Origin of the sequence: Nonomuraea harbinensis (genome assembly GCF_019396385.1) — a bacterium.
Classification (GTDB): Bacteria; Actinomycetota; Actinomycetes; order Streptosporangiales; family Streptosporangiaceae; genus Nonomuraea; species Nonomuraea ferruginea.
Window position 1 is genome coordinate 1 of sequence record NZ_JAHKRN010000006.1, and the last position, 15,277, is coordinate 15,277.

General features: G+C 71.7%; 18 protein-coding genes. 10 read left to right on the forward strand and 8 right to left on the reverse strand.

What is annotated here, in order from left to right; genetic code table 11:
* The first annotated feature begins 573 nt into the window (after positions 1–573).
* The 3 genes from KME79_RS08180 to KME79_RS08190 all read left to right on the forward strand — a co-directional run bounded on the left by KME79_RS08180 (position 574) and on the right by KME79_RS08190 (position 1,510).
* Complete coding sequence (locus KME79_RS08180; RefSeq protein WP_219543945.1) at positions 574–978, forward strand: hypothetical protein; 405 nt, start codon at positions 574–576, stop codon at positions 976–978.
* Between the two features lie 128 nt (positions 979–1,106).
* Positions 1,107–1,280: a hypothetical protein gene (locus KME79_RS08185; RefSeq protein ID WP_246639496.1), complete on the forward strand. Its 174-nt coding sequence runs from the start codon at positions 1,107–1,109 to the stop codon at positions 1,278–1,280.
* Between the two features lie 5 nt (positions 1,281–1,285).
* Positions 1,286–1,510 carry a hypothetical protein gene (locus KME79_RS08190; protein ID WP_148029319.1) on the forward strand — a complete coding sequence of 75 codons (225 nt, stop codon included), beginning with the start codon at positions 1,286–1,288 and terminating at the stop codon, positions 1,508–1,510.
* Here the strand turns inward: KME79_RS08190 and KME79_RS08195 are convergent.
* On the reverse strand, positions 1,507–1,974 hold the full coding sequence (locus KME79_RS08195) for a group II truncated hemoglobin (RefSeq protein WP_219543946.1): 468 nt from the start codon (positions 1,972–1,974) through the stop codon (positions 1,507–1,509). The two genes, KME79_RS08190 and KME79_RS08195, sit on opposite strands and share 4 nt — an antisense overlap.
* 56 nt (positions 1,975–2,030) lie before the next feature.
* On the opposite strand from KME79_RS08195, the gene KME79_RS08200 reads away from it, so the two are divergent.
* The gene (locus KME79_RS08200) at positions 2,031–2,609 is read left to right on the forward strand and encodes a class I SAM-dependent methyltransferase (RefSeq protein WP_219543947.1); all 579 of its coding nucleotides are present in this window, start codon (positions 2,031–2,033) and stop codon (positions 2,607–2,609) included.
* Here KME79_RS08200 and KME79_RS08205 read toward each other — a convergent pair.
* Positions 2,606–3,181 (reverse strand): hypothetical protein, encoded by a 576-nt coding sequence (locus KME79_RS08205; protein ID WP_219543948.1) that lies wholly within the window; start codon positions 3,179–3,181, stop codon positions 2,606–2,608. The genes KME79_RS08200 and KME79_RS08205 overlap by 4 nt on opposite strands.
* A gap of 192 nt (positions 3,182–3,373) precedes the next feature.
* On the opposite strand from KME79_RS08205, the gene KME79_RS08210 reads away from it, so the two are divergent.
* Complete coding sequence (locus KME79_RS08210) at positions 3,374–4,717, forward strand: glycoside hydrolase family 6 protein (protein WP_219543949.1); 1,344 nt, start codon at positions 3,374–3,376, stop codon at positions 4,715–4,717.
* Here the strand turns inward: KME79_RS08210 and KME79_RS08215 are convergent.
* Genes KME79_RS08215 through KME79_RS08230 form a run of 4 tightly spaced genes read right to left on the reverse strand, consistent with a single transcriptional unit; the run spans position 4,714 to position 8,278 of the window.
* Positions 4,714–5,301 carry a GTP-binding protein gene (locus tag KME79_RS08215; protein WP_148029314.1) on the reverse strand — a complete coding sequence of 196 codons (588 nt, stop codon included), beginning with the start codon at positions 5,299–5,301 and terminating at the stop codon, positions 4,714–4,716. The genes KME79_RS08210 and KME79_RS08215 overlap by 4 nt on opposite strands.
* On the reverse strand, positions 5,282–5,632 hold the full coding sequence (locus KME79_RS08220; protein ID WP_219543950.1) for a DUF742 domain-containing protein: 351 nt from the start codon (positions 5,630–5,632) through the stop codon (positions 5,282–5,284). Before KME79_RS08220 ends, KME79_RS08215 begins: the two co-directional genes overlap by 20 nt.
* The gene (locus KME79_RS08225; protein WP_148029312.1) at positions 5,629–6,054 is read right to left on the reverse strand and encodes a roadblock/LC7 domain-containing protein; all 426 of its coding nucleotides are present in this window, start codon (positions 6,052–6,054) and stop codon (positions 5,629–5,631) included. The genes KME79_RS08220 and KME79_RS08225 overlap by 4 nt, the downstream gene beginning before the upstream one ends.
* A complete protein-coding gene (locus KME79_RS08230) occupies positions 6,047–8,278 on the reverse strand; it encodes a sensor histidine kinase (protein WP_219543951.1) in 2,232 nt (743 codons plus the stop codon). Before KME79_RS08230 ends, KME79_RS08225 begins: the two co-directional genes overlap by 8 nt.
* Positions 8,279–8,571: 293 nt before the next feature.
* Here KME79_RS08230 and KME79_RS08235 point away from each other — a divergent pair, with 293 nt between their 5' ends.
* Positions 8,572–8,874 (forward strand): EthD family reductase, encoded by a 303-nt coding sequence (locus tag KME79_RS08235; protein ID WP_219543952.1) that lies wholly within the window; start codon positions 8,572–8,574, stop codon positions 8,872–8,874.
* A gap of 18 nt (positions 8,875–8,892) precedes the next feature.
* On the opposite strand, the gene KME79_RS08240 is transcribed toward KME79_RS08235, so the two are convergent.
* A complete protein-coding gene (locus KME79_RS08240; RefSeq protein ID WP_219543953.1) occupies positions 8,893–9,360 on the reverse strand; it encodes a class I SAM-dependent methyltransferase in 468 nt (155 codons plus the stop codon).
* Positions 9,361–9,475: 115 nt separating this feature from the next.
* On the opposite strand from KME79_RS08240, the gene KME79_RS46195 reads away from it, so the two are divergent.
* From KME79_RS46195 to KME79_RS08260, 4 genes are all read left to right on the forward strand, one after another.
* The gene (locus KME79_RS46195) at positions 9,476–10,573 is read left to right on the forward strand and encodes an AAA family ATPase (protein WP_219543954.1); all 1,098 of its coding nucleotides are present in this window, start codon (positions 9,476–9,478) and stop codon (positions 10,571–10,573) included.
* On the forward strand, positions 10,570–11,796 hold the full coding sequence (locus tag KME79_RS08250; RefSeq protein ID WP_219543955.1) for a vWA domain-containing protein: 1,227 nt from the start codon (positions 10,570–10,572) through the stop codon (positions 11,794–11,796). Before KME79_RS46195 ends, KME79_RS08250 begins: the two co-directional genes overlap by 4 nt.
* Positions 11,793–12,530 (forward strand): hypothetical protein, encoded by a 738-nt coding sequence (locus KME79_RS08255; RefSeq protein ID WP_219543956.1) that lies wholly within the window; start codon positions 11,793–11,795, stop codon positions 12,528–12,530. The genes KME79_RS08250 and KME79_RS08255 overlap by 4 nt, the downstream gene beginning before the upstream one ends.
* 201 nt (positions 12,531–12,731) lie before the next feature.
* On the forward strand, positions 12,732–13,535 hold the full coding sequence (locus tag KME79_RS08260) for a hypothetical protein (RefSeq protein WP_219543957.1): 804 nt from the start codon (positions 12,732–12,734) through the stop codon (positions 13,533–13,535).
* Positions 13,536–13,548: 13 nt separating this feature from the next.
* Here the strand turns inward: KME79_RS08260 and KME79_RS08265 are convergent, their stop codons facing one another.
* Positions 13,549–15,141, reverse strand: a complete 1,593-nt coding sequence (locus KME79_RS08265; RefSeq protein WP_219543958.1) for a peptide chain release factor 3 — start codon at positions 15,139–15,141, stop codon at positions 13,549–13,551.
* Positions 15,142–15,277 lie beyond the last annotated feature (136 nt).

Consider the following 15,277-nt stretch of genomic DNA (forward strand, 5'->3'; position numbering starts at 1 on the left):
TCCATAAAATGAATTTGAATCCCAACCAAAAAGGAATCCGTCACATGAAAAATCATGACGGGGTTGTGCATCATGCACTGGCTTTTAACACACTGTTGAGTTCTCAAGAAACGGACGCGTACACCCGGCAAGACCCGACCAGCGGCCCCCGCCGAAGAGGCGTTCATTTCGTCTTTGTGTTACCAATCTTCGCAGCCCCCCAAGTTCGTGTCAAATTGACGCGAACCCCATCGAGCTTCAAAAATCGGCAACCACCCCGTTTCCGAGGCAACCCCTCTACCCTACCGGCCGATCCGGACAGATGCGAACCATCCGGACGATCAGTGTGGAGTGGGACTCGCCGGGCTTCTCCGGGACTCTGGTGAGTCCCTGGCCGCCCGTGCCTGAGCAACTGTAGCAGCCTCCAAGACCATCTCGGGCCCACAGAGGTAATCATCAGGTCCTTCCCTCCCCAGGGGACACCCAAACCTCACTGGTCCGGGAGGGCCCAGGGCAAGCGAACAGCAAGTGGTCCGCAATGCCCCGGCGGTACGAATTGCCACGAGCAGTCCCGCGCTCTCGGAGGTGTCCGGCATGACCCGCTCGGAATACGACGACATCCGTGCTTTCCTCGCCGACCCGGCGACCCAGGCGGGTGACCTGCTGGACGTGGCGAGGACCCTGGTGGAGGACCTGGAGCAGGCCCGCATGCGCGAGGCGATGGTGCGGACGCACTACCTGCGGCTGCTGACCGCCGCTCGCGCGACCGTGGCCGCCGAGCACGCCGGCGCGCCGGACCCGATGACGTTCGTCAGGCACGAGCTCGACGAGCGGGGGCAGCTTCCGCAGCCCGGAGAGGCCGTGCAGCGCATCCTGTCGGACGCCCAGGCGGCGGCCGCCCTGCTCGCCTGCCTGGCGGAGCAGCAGACCAAGCCGCGCCCCCGTGACAGCATGCGGCTGCGCCGCTGCGTCGGCCCGGTCCGCAGCCTGCGTCGCTGACTTCCGCCGTGATCCGCGCGGCCCGCACTCGACAGGCGGGCTGGAACGGCAAACAACGCGGCGGTGACCCAACGCATACCCGGGCTTGGGGTGGTGACTGTAAGACTGCGCATATGTGGCAGAGAGGGATGAATTGGGCGGCCATCGCGCTGGTAGCCATATTCAACCTGATGTGGCTGGGCGTGGTCGTCTACGCGGACGTGACCTCCACTTTCTGGTCGCGCGCCACCCAGGTGGTGGTCGCCCTGTCCCTGCTCGGCTGGGCCGCCAGGAAGACGGTCGAGATGATCGGCAAGGCGTGAGTTCGATGAGTGAGCAACCGTACGAGATCGGCAAGGATCTGGGGGACGACCCGCAGCAGTCGTGGGCCGCGATGTACGAGGACGTGTTCCCCCAGCAGCACCAGATCGTGGAGATCGACGACGAGATCCCGCGTGGCATCTCCAGATGGGTGGACGAGGAGGACCCCCGCGAGTCCGACACCTTCATCGACCCCATGGAGGTCGAGGACCCGCCGCAGCTGGAGTTCTAAGGCTGGTACGGAGGAGCGACGCCCCAGCCCCACCGTGGCACCGGCGCCTGTCGCGGCGGCGTGGCGCCGGGCTGCGAGTTGGTGCGGGCGATCCTGGTGCCCCATTCGATGTAGCCGGCGAACGCGGCCCTGAACTCGGGATCGTCCGGCAGCCCTACCTCGTCGGCGGCGTCCATGAGCAGGCTCACCCATCGGCGCCGCTGCTCCTCGGTGATGCCCCGGTTGAGGTGGTGGGCCAGCATGTGCGAGTATCCCCCGCGTTCGCCGGTGTAGCGGGCGGGCCCGCCGAACACCTCGCCCAGCCACATGGCCACGTACCGGGGATGGCCGGGATCCATGTGCGCGAACAGCGGCCCGATCAGGTCGTCCTTCACGACCTGGCGGTAGAAGACCTCGGTCAGCCGCTCCAGCGCCTCCGTGCCGCCGGCCCATTCGTAAAGCGTCGGTATGCCTTCTTTATCCATGTAATCATGTAATCATCATGATGCGGGCCTCGGCAACACCCTAGATACTCGGATCCATGACCTTCGATCACAACGACCACTACCACCCTCTGCTGCTCCGCCATCTCCCGGCGGGCGCGGCCACCGCGCTCGACGTGGGCTGCGGCACCGGGCTGTTCGCGCGCCGGCTGGCCGCCCGTGGTGTCGTCGTGGACGCGATCGATCCGTCGCGGGAGGTCATCGAGACGGCGCCGCGCGCGGCGGGTGTCCGATACGCGCGCGCCGACGTCACCGCCATGGACCTGCCCGAGGCCCACTACGACTTCATCTCGTGCCTGGCCAGCCTGCACCACGTGCCGTTCGAGACGGTGATCAGGTTGCGTGCGGCGCTCGTGCCCGGTGGAGTGCTTGCGGTGCTCGGCTGCTACCGGGAGAGCACCGCGGCCGACTACCTGACCAGCCTGGCGGCCGTCCCGGTGAACGCCGCCGCGCGCCTGGCGCTGAGCCGCCGGAGCTCCTCACCGGTGAAGGCGCCGGTCAGGCCGCCGGTGATGACGCTCGGCGAGGTCAGGGAGCACACCGCCCGCCTCCTGCCCGGCGCCCGGGTCAGGCGCCTCCTCTTCTGGCGCTATCTGCTGGTCAGCCGCAGGCCCTAGAAGTCCTCGCACGTCGCGTACCAGCTGTCGGAGAGCCGGTCGACGGACGAGAACCGGTAGGTTCTCAGCCGCTCCCCGTGCACGTACGTGAGACCGCAGAACTCCAGCCAGCCTCCCGACCCGATGACGCCCAGGTCGGCTCGGTCGACGTGGCGCACGGCCCGCCCGACCGGGAAGAGCCCGACCCATTCGACGCCGAGCCCGCTCTCGGCGTCGCCCACCGTGACGCTGTCGGGATGCAGCGGCAGTGACCGTACGTAGGCGGTCAGCGCCGGCTCCGACACCGCGAACGCCGCGCGCATCGGCAGGTCGGCCGCGACGGTCGCGCAGGTGAGCGCGGCGACGAGCGGCGCGACCACGATGCCGGGGCTCCGGCGGTAGCGGGGGACGCAGAGCAGGACGATCCACAGGGCCGTCGTCAGGATCCAGAACAGGACCGCGTAAGACAGGACATAAAGGCTGCCGCCGGGAAAGACCATCGCGATGAGGGTGAGAAGGGCCGCGAGTGTGGCCGGCGCCACGAGCCAGAGCCACCGCACCCTGCCGGTGGAACCCGTCACGGGGACACGCACACACGGGACCCTAGCAAGAGCAGGCCGGTTGACCGGCGCGATCGCCGTCAGTCGTAATCCCGCTTGAAAGTTTCAGCCGCTCATCGGCCTCCCGCCTGTGCCTTTGCCTTCCGGCGGCCGATCGCGCTTCTGGCAGGAGGCGGGGGCTCCCTACCATGCGTGGGAGCGCTCCCATATCAGGACGGAGTTTCCATGTCTCGTAGAAGGCCCGTGCTGGCCGCCCTCTTCACCGCGGTCGCGACCGCCGTGGCGGGGGCGGCCGTCTTCACCTCTTCCGCCGTCCAGGCCGCCGACTCGGCGTTCTACGTGGACCCGGAGACGAACGCCGCCAAGTGGGTGGCCGCCAACCCCGGCGACAGCCGCGCCCCGGTGATCAGGGACCGGATCGCCGCGGTCCCGCAGGGCCGCTGGTTCGCCACGTACAACCCGTCCACCGTCCGGGCGCAGGTCGACGCGTACGTGGGCGCGGCGTCGAGGGCGGGCAAGATCCCGATCATGTCCGTGTACGCGATGCCGAACCGCGACTGCGGCGGCCCGAGCGCGGGCGGGGCGCCGGACCACACGGCGTACCGGGCCTGGATCGACCAGATCGCGGCCGGTCTCGGCGGCCGCCCGGCCACGATCGTGCTGGAGCCGGACGCCCTGGCCATCATGTCGAACTGCATGAACTCCACCGAGCAGGCCCAGGTGCAGGCGTCGATGTCGTACGCGGGCCAGCGGTTCAAGGCGACGTCGTCACAGGTGAAGGTGTACTACGACATCGGGCACGACGCCTGGCTGTCGGCCGGGGAGGCGGCGAACCGGCTGCGCGGCGCCAACGTGTCCAGCAGCGCCGACGGCATCGCGGTCAACACCTCCAACTACCGCTCGTCGCCCGGTCTGGTGTCGTACGCGAAGAGCGTCATAGCGGCGACCGGCGACTCCAGACTGCGCGCGGTGATCGACACCAGCCGCAACGGCAACGGCCCGGCCGGGAGCGAGTGGTGCGACCCCGCGGGCCGCGCCACGGGCACGTGGAGCACCACGGCGACGGGCGACTCGATGATCGACGCGTTCCTGTGGGTGAAGCCGCCGGGTGAGGCCGACGGCTGCATCGCGGCGGCAGGCCAGTTCGTGCCGCAGCGCGCCTACGACCTGGCCATCGCGGCGGGCGAGCCGACCCAGACGCCCACCGTCACCCCGACGGTCACCCCGACGGTCACCCCGACGGTCACCCCGACCGTGACGCCGACCGGCCAGGGCTGCGCCGCTGCGTTCACGATCGTCAACAGCTGGCAGGGCGGCTTCCAGGCCGAGGTCACCGTGCGCAACACCGGCGCGTCGGCCATCTCCGGCTGGCAGGTCGGCTGGTCCTTCGCCGGCGGCCAGTCGATCTCCCAGCTCTGGAACGGCGACCTGAGCTCCTCCGGTTCGTCCGTGACGGTCGGCAACCTCGGCTGGAACGGCGCGGTCGCCGCGGGCGGCACCACCACGTTCGGCTTCCTGGCCAACGGCTCGGCCGCCACCCCGGCGCCGATCGCCTGCACAGCCCGCTAGCGGACCTCCATCGCATGGGTGACGAGCATGGTCAGGACCTCTTTGACCGAGGACCGGTTACGCGCGTCGCACATGATGACCGGAGTCGTCTCGTCCAGTCCGACGGCCCGCCGCACCTTCCCAGGATCGTGCCGGCGGGCCCCGTCGAAGCAGTTCACCGCGACCACGAAGGGGAGCTTGAGCTGCTCGAAGTAGTCGACGGCCGGGAAGCAGTCGGCCAGCCTGCGGGTGTCGGCGAGCACGACGGCGCCCAGCGCGCCGAGCGCGAGTTCGTCCCACATGAACCAGAAACGGTCCTGCCCTGGCGTGCCGAACAGGTACAGCCACAGATCCTGGCGGATGGTGATGCGGCCGAAGTCGAGCGCCACCGTGGTGGCGACCTTCCGCTCGACGCCGGACACGTCGTCCACGCCCACGCCGCGGTCGCTGAGGAGTTCCTCGGTGTGCAGAGGGCGGATCTCACTGATCGTGCCGACCATGGTGGTCTTGCCCACGCCGAAGCCGCCGGCCACCAGGATCTTCAGGGCGGTCGCGGTGAGCGTCCCTCCGGAGGGCCGGGGGCGATCAAAGCCTGCGAATTCCATGCAGTACATCCCTGTAGGTACGTTCATCGATCGACTGGTTGGCGGGCTTCGGCGGGGTGATGCTCACGAGCCCCTCGCGCCGCAGGTCACCGAGCAGCACGCGGGTGACGTTGAGCGGCAGGCCGAGCCCGGCCGCGACGTCGGCCACGGGGGTCGGCCTGCGGCAGATGCGCAGGATGGTGTGATGCTCCGGGTTCAGCACGGACGGCTCCTGCGGCAGGTGGACCGTGGCGACGATGGCCACCAGGTCGAACGCCTCGCCCTGGGGCCGCGCCCGGCCGCCCGTGAGACCGTACAACCGGATCAGAGGCCCCGGATCGTCGTCTGTCACGGTGTCATCCCGTTCCACACCGGCGCGGGCGCCGCGCCTCTCGGCAGCGCGGTCAGGTGCTCGCCCACCCGACGGACGAGCAGGGCCATCTCGTACGTGATCAGGCCCAGCTCGGAGTCGCCCGCGGCCAGGACCGCCAGCCGGGCGCCCTGACCGGCCGCGGTGACGAACAGGAAGCCGCCTTCCAGCTCGATGATCGTCTGGCGGACGCCGCCCATCCCGAAGTGCCGGCCCGCGCCCATCGCCAGGCTGTGGCTGCCTGCCGCGATCGCCGCGAGGTGCTCGGTGTCCTCCCTGGTCAGCCCCTGGGATCCGCCCATGGTGAGGCCGTCGGCGGACAGCAGGATCGCGTGCCGCACTCCCGCGACCCGGTTGGCCAGGTCGTCGAGCAGCCAGCTCAGCTCAGATCTCGCGTCAGCCATGGGAATCCCTTTCGTCGCGCACGTCGCGGTCGCCGTTCGTCTCTCTGCGCGCCTGCCGCCAGCCCTCCTGCATGGAGGTCATGAGGCTGAACAGTTCCTCTGGTGCGCGGGCGGAGACGTCGGGCTCCTGCTCCGGACGTGTTTTCCGTAGTTGTGGTGCGAGATGTGCCTGGCGTACCCGGACCGGCAGGCCGTCCAGGTCGTCGTCCGGCTCCGTCTGCCGCGGGATCGGCCCGGTGGGCGGGTCGAGCGTCCGCACCGGGCCGGACGCGCGCACCTCCCTGGGCGGCGGGGGCGGGACCTGCCGGACGGGCTCGAACAGCGACTGGCTGAGCTGCGACGGGACCGGCGCGCGCTCGGCGAGCACGCTCGTCGGCAGCATCACGATCGCGGTCGTGCCGTCGTACGGGGACGGGCGGAGTGTGACCTTGACGCCGTGCCGCGCGGCCAGCCGGGAGACCACGAAGACGCCCATCCGGTCGCTGCGCGCCAGGTCGAACTCCGGCGGGGTGATGAGCTGGGCGTTCAGCTCCTCCAGGGTGCCGGGGTTCACGCCCAGGCCGCGGTCCTCGATCTCCAGGGCGAAGCCGTTGGCCGCCGTGAGACCGCGTACCTGCACGCTGGTGTTGGGCGGCGAGAAGGCGGTGGCGTTCTCCAGCAGCTCGGCGACCAGGTGAATGACGTCGGTCACCGCGCCGCCGGTGAGCAGCGGGCTGTCCGGCATCGGCTGGATGGTGACGCGCGTGTAGTCCTCCACCTCCAGCGCGGCGCTGCGTACCACGTCGAAGATCGGCACCGGGTCCCGCCAGCGGCGGCCGGGGGCGGCGTCGGACAGGATGATGAGGTTCTCCGCGTGGCGGCGCATGCGGGTGGTGAAGTGGTCGAGCTTGAACAGGCCCTCAAGGGTGTCCGGGTCCTCGGCCTTGCGCTCCATCGCGTCCAGCAGCGAGAGCTGGCGGTGCAGCAGCGCCTGGTTGCGGCGGGCCAGGTTCAGGAAGACCTGGCCGACGCCCTTGCGCAGGGTGGCCTGGCCGACGGCGGCCTCGACGGCGGTGCGCTGCACGGCCGAGAACGCCTGCACCACCCGCTCCACCTCGGCGGTGCGGGCGCTCTCCAGCTCCGGCGTCTCGGCCGGGTCCACGTCCTCGCCCTTGCGCAGCCGCTCGACCAGCCGGGGCAGCCGCACCTCGGCCAGCTCGACGGCCGAGCCCTGCAGCTTCTTCAGCTCGTTCACCAGCGACCGGCCGAACCGGTACGAGAGCGCGATCGACAGCACCACGGCCAGCAGGCCCAGGCCGACGACCAGCACGATGCGCATCAGGCCGGCGAAGACCAGGTCCTCGCCCTTGGCGGAGGCGCGGGCCAGCTCCTTGGCGTAGTTGTCGCTCAGGATGGTGTGGACGGCGCCGGCGTCCCGCCGCCAGGATTCGGCCAGGATCGGCGGCCTGCCGCTCTTGTTCCAGTGGAAGACGGCGTCCTCGGCGGTGGTGAACCGCTGGTAGGCGGGCTCGGCCAACAGTTGCTCGTGCCAGACCCGCAGCTCGGGGCCCATGTCCCGCTCGGCGTTCACGAGCTGGACGCGGCGGCCGGCCATCGCCGCGACGAACGCGCCGTGCTCGGCCCTGGTCATCTCGCCGCGCTGCAGCGCCGGCGTGAGGATGGCGTTCTCCCTGGCCACGTACTCGTCGACGGCGCCGTAGTAGCCGAGGCCGCGCAGCACTCGGTACGAGGAGACCGCGGTGATCATCTCGGTGCCGGCGAACTGGCGGTTGGCGACGCTGATGACGTTGTTGAACTTCTCGGTGGTGGCGAGCACCGGCACCTGGTCCAGGTCGGCGCCGGCCCGGATGCTGGGCAGCCCGTCGAGCTCGCCGAGCAGGTCGCGCACCGCGTCGGGCGGGGTGCTGACGTCGCTCGTCACCGTGGCGGCCACGTCCCTGATGCGGGCCACGGCCTGGTCGGTGTGCTGGCGCTGGGTGCCGAGCTGGGCGTTGCCTGACGTGTTCCCGGCGGCCTCGGCGGTCAGCTGCCGTTCGCGTTGCAGCTGGGCGATCAGGTCGCGGGCGGGGACGCCGACGGCGTCCCACTCGCTGCGACTGCCCGCGAATCCGGAGGTCTCGCCCACCATCGTGTACGCGATGTACACCCATAAGCCGATCAGCGAGACCAGCGGGACGATGAGGATGCGGACCAGCTTGGAGCGGATCGGTGGGGCGGCTCTCATACGCTTCATCCAATCCGCGCGTGCCTGCGCATAGTCGATGCCGAAGAGGCGGTGAGTGCCTGCAGAGCACTCCCGCGACGGATGCGCGCTGTGATTTGCCCCACTATGCCGCTGAGGGTCACGGGCTACAACCCGGCGTCACAAAAGTTGAGAGTTTGATATCCAACTCGCCACATACTCGCGTTTACAACCGTTTGTCATGATGTATCGCTTCGTGGTCCGCGCTCCTGGCCGGGGCTACCGCTCGCGGCTCCGCCGATGTTTGATCGAGGCAACCGACATCTGGAGGCGTCATGGCGTACCAGCTCCTCGCGCTCTACCACCACCCGGAGAGCACGGCCGCGTTCGACAAGCACTACGACGAGGTGCACGCGCCGCTCGCCGCCCGGCTTCCCGGCCTGCGCTCCTACACGGCCACCCGGCCCGGGGGCGCGGAGCCGGCCTACTACCTGGTGGCGGTGCTGACGTTCGACGACGAGGCCGCGTTCAACACCGCCATGGGCAGCGACGTCGGTCAGCAGGCGGTGACGGACCTGGCGAACTTCGCGGGCGCGGGCGTCACGATGCTCACGGGCCCGGCGGAGACTGTGGTCTGACGGCGCGCACGGCAAGGATCAACGGCGCGGGATGATGGTCACGGCGCCGTCCTCACGTTTTTCGATGTGCGGGCCGTTGAAGCAGGGTTGCACCCCGTAGAACAGCAGGAGGCCGCCCGGGCGCAGCACTCGGGCGGCCTCCTTCGTCAGCGCGGCGAAGTCGGGGATGTCGGTGGACAGCCAGAGGGCGGTGACGGTCCCGAACGCGCCGTCGCCGAACGGCAGCGCGTGGCCGTCGCCCTGTAACAGCGGCGCCGGGTCCCTGCGGCGGGCGAGCCGCAGCTGGTCGGCTGACCGGTCGAGCCCGACGACGGTCCTGCCGGTGGCGCGGATCGTGCCGAGATAGTGGCCGGTGCCGCAGCCCAGGTCGAGGCAGGGGCCGTCGCCCGGTCCGAGCAGCTCGGCCAGCTCGGGCGCGTTCCCCGCGGCGCCTTCGGCGTTGAACTCGTCGTACCACTCGGCCAGGCCGTCGTAGCGAGCGCTCATGATCCAGTCATACGTCGACGCGCTCGTGGCCGCGCGGGCCTCCATTCCCGTCAACCATAGTTGACCGTCTTCCGGAGGGTCAACTATGGTTGACGCGACACCTTGGAGGATTCCCATGACGAAGAACGACAGCGTGCGCACGGCCCTCGCCCTGGCGGTGCGGGCGGGCCTGCCCGTCCTGCTGTGGGGAGCGCCGGGCACCGGCAAGACGTCCGCCGTCGTCGCGCTCGGGCGGCAGCTGGACCTGCCGGTGGAGGTGGTCGTCGGATCGGTCCGCGAGCCCGGCGACTTCGCCGGGCTCCCGGTCGTCCGCCAGGAGGGGACGTGGTTCGCGCCGCCGCGCTGGGCGGAACGGCTGGCGTCCGCCGGGTCGGGGCTGCTCTTCCTGGACGAGCTGACCACGGCGCCGCCGGCGGTGCAGGCCGCGATGCTGCGGGTGGTGCTGGAACGCGCCGTGGGCGACCTCGTACTTCCCGAAGGGGTGCGGATCGTGGCCGCCGCGAACCCGCCGGACCTGGCCGCGGACGGCTGGGAGCTGTCGGCGCCGCTCGCGAACCGGCTCGTCCACCTGGACTGGGAGGTCTCGCCCGTGGACGTGGCCGACGGCCTGGCCCACGGGTTCCCCGAGCCGGACGCCGTCCGGGTCGTCCCTCCGTCGCGGGCGGGGGTGGCCGCGGCGAAGGCGCGGGTCGGCGCCTTCCTGCGGGTCAGGCCCGAGCTGGTGCTCGCCGTGCCGGGTACGCCGGAGCGCGCGGGCAGGAGCTGGCCGAGCCCGCGCAGCTGGGAGATGGCCGCGATCGCGCTGGCCGCCGGAGAGGCCGACGCGGCGGTGACCGATGTGGACGCGGCGGTGGCGGCGCTGGTGATCGGGGCGGTGGGCGAGGCGGCCGGGTTCGAGCTGCTGTCCTGGTTGCGCACGCTGGACCTGCCCGACCCGGAGACCCTGCTGGACGACCCCGATGCGCCGCTGCCGGATCGGGCGGACCGGTTGCACGCGCTGCTGGGCGGGCTGGTCGCGCATGTCGTGGCCGACGGCGGCGCGGCGGCCTGGGAACGCGCCTGGACGGTGATCGGCCGGGTCTCGAAGACGACGCCCGACGTGGCCGCGGCCTCGGCGCGGACGCTGGCCGCGAACCGTCCGGCCGGGGCGGGCCTGCCCTCCGCGCTCCTCGACCTCGCGCCGATCCTGCGATCCGCGGGCCTCATGCCATGAACCCCGTGGACCGTACCCCCGACGTGCTGCGGCGTTTCGCCGAGGCGCGGGTGTGGGCCGCCGCCCGCGCGCCCTACCTGGCGAGCGCGCTGTTCGCGCTGAGGCCGGTCGTCCTCGAACCGTATCTGGACGACGTGACCGGCGAGCCCGTCGCCGACGCCGAGTTCCGCGCCTTCCCCACCGACACCCGGTGGCACGTCCACCTCGACCCCGGCACGACCCTGGCCACGCCCGCCGGGGAGATCGGATGGTGGCTGTTGCACCACATCGGCCACCTCGTCCGCCACCATGCCGCCCGCTCCCCCGGGCCGTCACCGCACTGGATCCAGGCCGCCGACGCCGAGGTCAACGACGATCTCGAAGCCGGCGCGCCCGCAGGGGTGATCTCCCCGCGCGCTCTCGGCCTGCCGGAAGGGCGGATGGCGGAGGAGTACCTGTCGCTGATCGAGGTTCTCGACGCCGCGCACCGCCGGGGCGGCCGCCCGCTCGCCGAGCTGATCGACTGCGGCAGCGCGGCGGACGGGGTGGAGCGCCCGTACGAGATCTCCGGCGGAGGGCTGGACGGCGTCGAGCGCGACATCCTCGAACTCGCGATCGCCCGCGAGATCGAGACCAGGGCCGCCGCCCGGTCTCCGGTGGCCGGCGGGTGGCGGCGCTGGGCCGGGGAACGCCTGCGTCCCGCCGTCGACTGGCGGGCCGAGCTCGGCGCGCGCGTCCGGCGCGGCGTAAGGCAGGCCTCGGGACGGGTGGACTTCTCCTACCGCCGTCCCGCGCGGCGCCCGCCCGTGAACGGCGTGGTGCTGCCCGCGATGGTCGCCCCGGCGCCCGAGATCGTGCTGGTCGCGGACACCTCAGGCAGCATCCCGCAGCCCATGCTGGCCCGGTTCCTCGCCGAGATCACCGCTCTCGCCCGGGGGCCCGGACGGCGGCTGCGGGTGATCTGCTGCGACCTGCACGCGCACCCCGTCCAGACCGTACGCAGGACGGAGGACATCGAGCTGACCGGCGGAGGCGGAACGGACCTGCGCGAAGGCATCACCGCCGCCCTGGCCCTGCGCCCGCGCCCCGACCTGGTCGTCGTCCTCACCGACGGGCAGACCCCGTGGCCGGAGCACCGGCCGTCCGTCCCCGTGCTGGTCGGGCTCGTCGGCACCGGACGACCGCCCGCCTGGGCCCACACCGTCACGATCCGAGACGAAGACCTCGACCGGGAGAGATCATGAGCATCGCCTACGCCGACCGCCCCGAGCCCGAGGATCTGCACGAGTGGACCGCCCGCGGGTTCACCGTCGCCGAGGCGCGGCGCTGGATCGGCGGCGGGTTCCCGCTGGACACCGCCGAACGATGGCGGGCCGGCGGCGTCCACACCCCCGATCAGGCCCTCGCCTGGCGCACCGCGGGCCTCTCCCCGTACACGGTGCAGCCTCTCCTGCGGGCGGGCATGACGCCCCGCGACGCCGTGCGCTGGCACGAACTCGGCTACCCGCACGAGGAAGCGGCCGAGCGGCACCTCGCCGGGGAGCGTCCCGGCCCCCGCGGGTGGCTGCGCACCCTGCTCCGTTCCCGCTCGCCCCGGCCCAGCGCGCTCGACGGCGAGCAGCGCGAGACCATGCGGGCGCTCCTGGGAGGCGGTGTGCCCGCCGCGACGGCGCGTGCCTATCTCGACGCGGGATGGACCGGCGCCGTGGCCGTGTCCTGGGCGGAAACCGGCATCGACCCGGCCGGCGCGGCCGTCTACCGCGCCATCGGCTTCACTCCTGCCGAGGCCGCCGGCCTGGCCGGACGCGGCGTCGACGCGCTCGGCCTGATGCGGGACTGGTGGGACGCGGCGATACCGCGTACCGAGGTCGCCGCCTGGGTGGTCGCGGGGTTCTCGGCCGCGGACGCCGCCCGCGCCCGCGAGGTGGGCACGACAGCCGAGCAGGCGGCCGTGCTCCGCGCCCTCCGGGGCGATTGAGCGATGCCAGGGGTGAACTCGACCGCCCGCTCCTCCGTACCTCTCCATGACCGTGGCTTCCCGAGAGACAGAGCCCTGGACAGCCGCAGGAGGTGCTGATGGCGTAAGGACCCCCATGCCCCGACCGGCGCCCTCCGAGGGAGACCCCGGAGGGCGCCGGCTTGTGGACACGGGCCCGGTATCGCCGCGACCATGCTTCGTATGGCCCGTTTACAGGCAGCAGCCGTCGTCGAGGCGATCCCCCGCGACTGGTTCGAGGAGTACGTACGCGCCCTGCTCGACCGCGCGGAGGACCTGCGCACGGACGAGGAAGGCTGGATCCAGGGCGACGAGGAGCTCGCCGACGTCGCGCTCGTCGAGGGCGACCACCTGACCGCCGGCGCGCGCTACCAGCGCCACACCGACCCGCCGGAGGGCGAGGACGGGAACGGCACCACCAGCGAGCTGCTGATCACCTCATGGGAGCGTACGAGAGAGGTGAGCGCGGCCGTCACCACCTGGCACCCCGACGACCAGAAGACCACGTGGACGGTGAAACTGTCCGATCCCGGCGCGCCGCGGTCGCTCGTGGCCGGGGGCGAGCACCACGCCGCCAAGCGCCTCCACCGGCTGTCGTGGGCCGCTCGGCTCGACTTCCGGCAGTGGTGGCGCCAGGTGGAGGGCGGAGGCGGGCAGGCGCCGGCGACCGTGCTGCTCCGTCATCACTATGGGCAGGCGCGCCTGCTGGTCAGGGCGGCTGCCGAGGGCGGCGGGAAGTGGCGGCTCGGTTTCACGCTGGTCGTGCGGGGACGCGGCTGGGTCCGGCCGCTCGCGGCGGTCGGCCTGCTGTTCGTGCGGAGCAAGCTGGAGGCCAAGCTCCGTGAGGCGGTCGCCGAGATCGCCGAAGACTGGAACGCGGACATCCCCGAGCTGCTCAAGCACGACCCTCGCGACGCCGGGGTCTGGGTTCCCGAGCTGCGGCGGGACCGGGAGGAGCTGGACCGCTGGCTGGCGGAGAACGGCTAGCGGCGCGGGCCGGTCAGCGCTGCTCCCGATTGGTGTCGGCGATCAGCGGCTCCAGGGTCAGGCCTGGCTGGTCGCGGGCGATCGTGCGCATCCGCCACTGGTCGGTGAACACCGCCAGCATCGCCTGGTCTCCGGAGCGGGTCAGCACCTCGCAGCCACGCTCGCGGTCGAGGGCCGGCGCGGAGGCGGCGTCGGTGCGGCGGGCCAGCGTGTAGTCGAGCCGGTCGAGGCTGATCTCGGCGCCGAACTCAGCGGCCATGCGGTGCTGCACCACCTCGAACTGCATCGGCCCGACCGCCGCCAGCACCGGCGCCTGGTCGCCGCGCAGGTCGGAGCGGAGCACCTGGATGACGCCCTCGGCATCGAGCTGGTCGATGCCGCGCCTGAACTGCTTGGACTTGCCGGAGTCGCGTCCCCGGGCGACCGCGAAGTGTTCGGGGGCGAAGCTGGGGATCGGCGGGTAGGTCACCGGCGGCCCGTCGAACAGGGTGTCGCCGGGCCGCAACGCACCGGCGTTGACCAGGCCGACCACGTCACCCGGGTAGGCCTCGTCGAGCGTGGTGCGATCCTGGCCGAACACGCTCTGGGCGTACTTGGTGGCGAACGGCCGCCCGGTGGCGGCGTGGGTGAGCACCATCCCGCGCTCGAACCGCCCGGAGCACACGCGGACGAACGCGATCCGGTCGCGGTGCGCGCGGTCCATGTTGGCCTGCACCTTGAACACCAGCCCGGAGAACGGCGCGTCCAGCGCCCTGGGCGTGTCGTGCACGTCCGGACGCGGCGCCGGCGGCGGGGCCAGCTCGACCATCGTGTCCAGCAGCCGTGCCACCCCGAAGTTGGGCAGCGCCGCGCCGAACAGCACCGGGGTGGACTCGTGGGCCTCGAAGGCCTTCTGGTCGTGGTCGGCGCCGATGGCCGCCAGCAGCGCGGTCTCCTCACCGGCGCGCCGCCAGTCTTCGCCCAGCTCGGCCAGGGCCTGCTCGTCGGTCAGCTCGCGGGTCAGCGCCTTGGTGGCGCCGCCGGGAGTCCGCTCGTAGCGGACCGCGCGCCCGGCCGGCCGGTCGATCACGCCGTGGAAGTGGCCGGCGGCGCCGATCGGCCAGGTGACCGGCGTGGGGCGCAGGCGTGTGCGGTCCTCGATCTCGTCGAGCAGTTCGAGGGCGTCGCGGCCGGGACGGTCCCACTTGTTGACGAACGTGATGACCGGGATGCGGCGGTGGCGGCACACCTCGAACAGCTTCATGGTCTGCGGCTCCATGCCCTTGGCCGCGTCGATGAGCATGACCGCGCAGTCGACGGCGGCCAGCACCCGGTAGGTGTCTTCGGAGAAGTCGGCGTGGCCGGGGGTGTCGACGAGGTTGAACACGTGGCCCCGGTAGTCGAAGCGCAGCGCGGCGGAGGTGATCGAGATGCCGCGCGAGCGTTCGATCTCCATCCAGTCGGAGGTGACGCCGCGGCGCCCGGCCTTGCCGTGGACCGCCCCCGCCTGGGTGATCGCCGAGGCGTGCAGGGCGAGCGCCTCGGTCATGGTGGACTTGCCCGCGTCGGGGTGGCTGATGACGGCGAACGTCCGGCGCCGGCCGCCTTCGCCCATGATGTCGATCATCGTCCTACCCCTGCCGTGCTCACCCCGCGGACCGCATCACTCTACCCGCGTGGCCGCCCGGCGACCGCCTGACACCTGCCGGGCCGACTGGTACCCCTGGCTGTACCGCGGGTTGGGGCGTACGCGGGAGCGACCG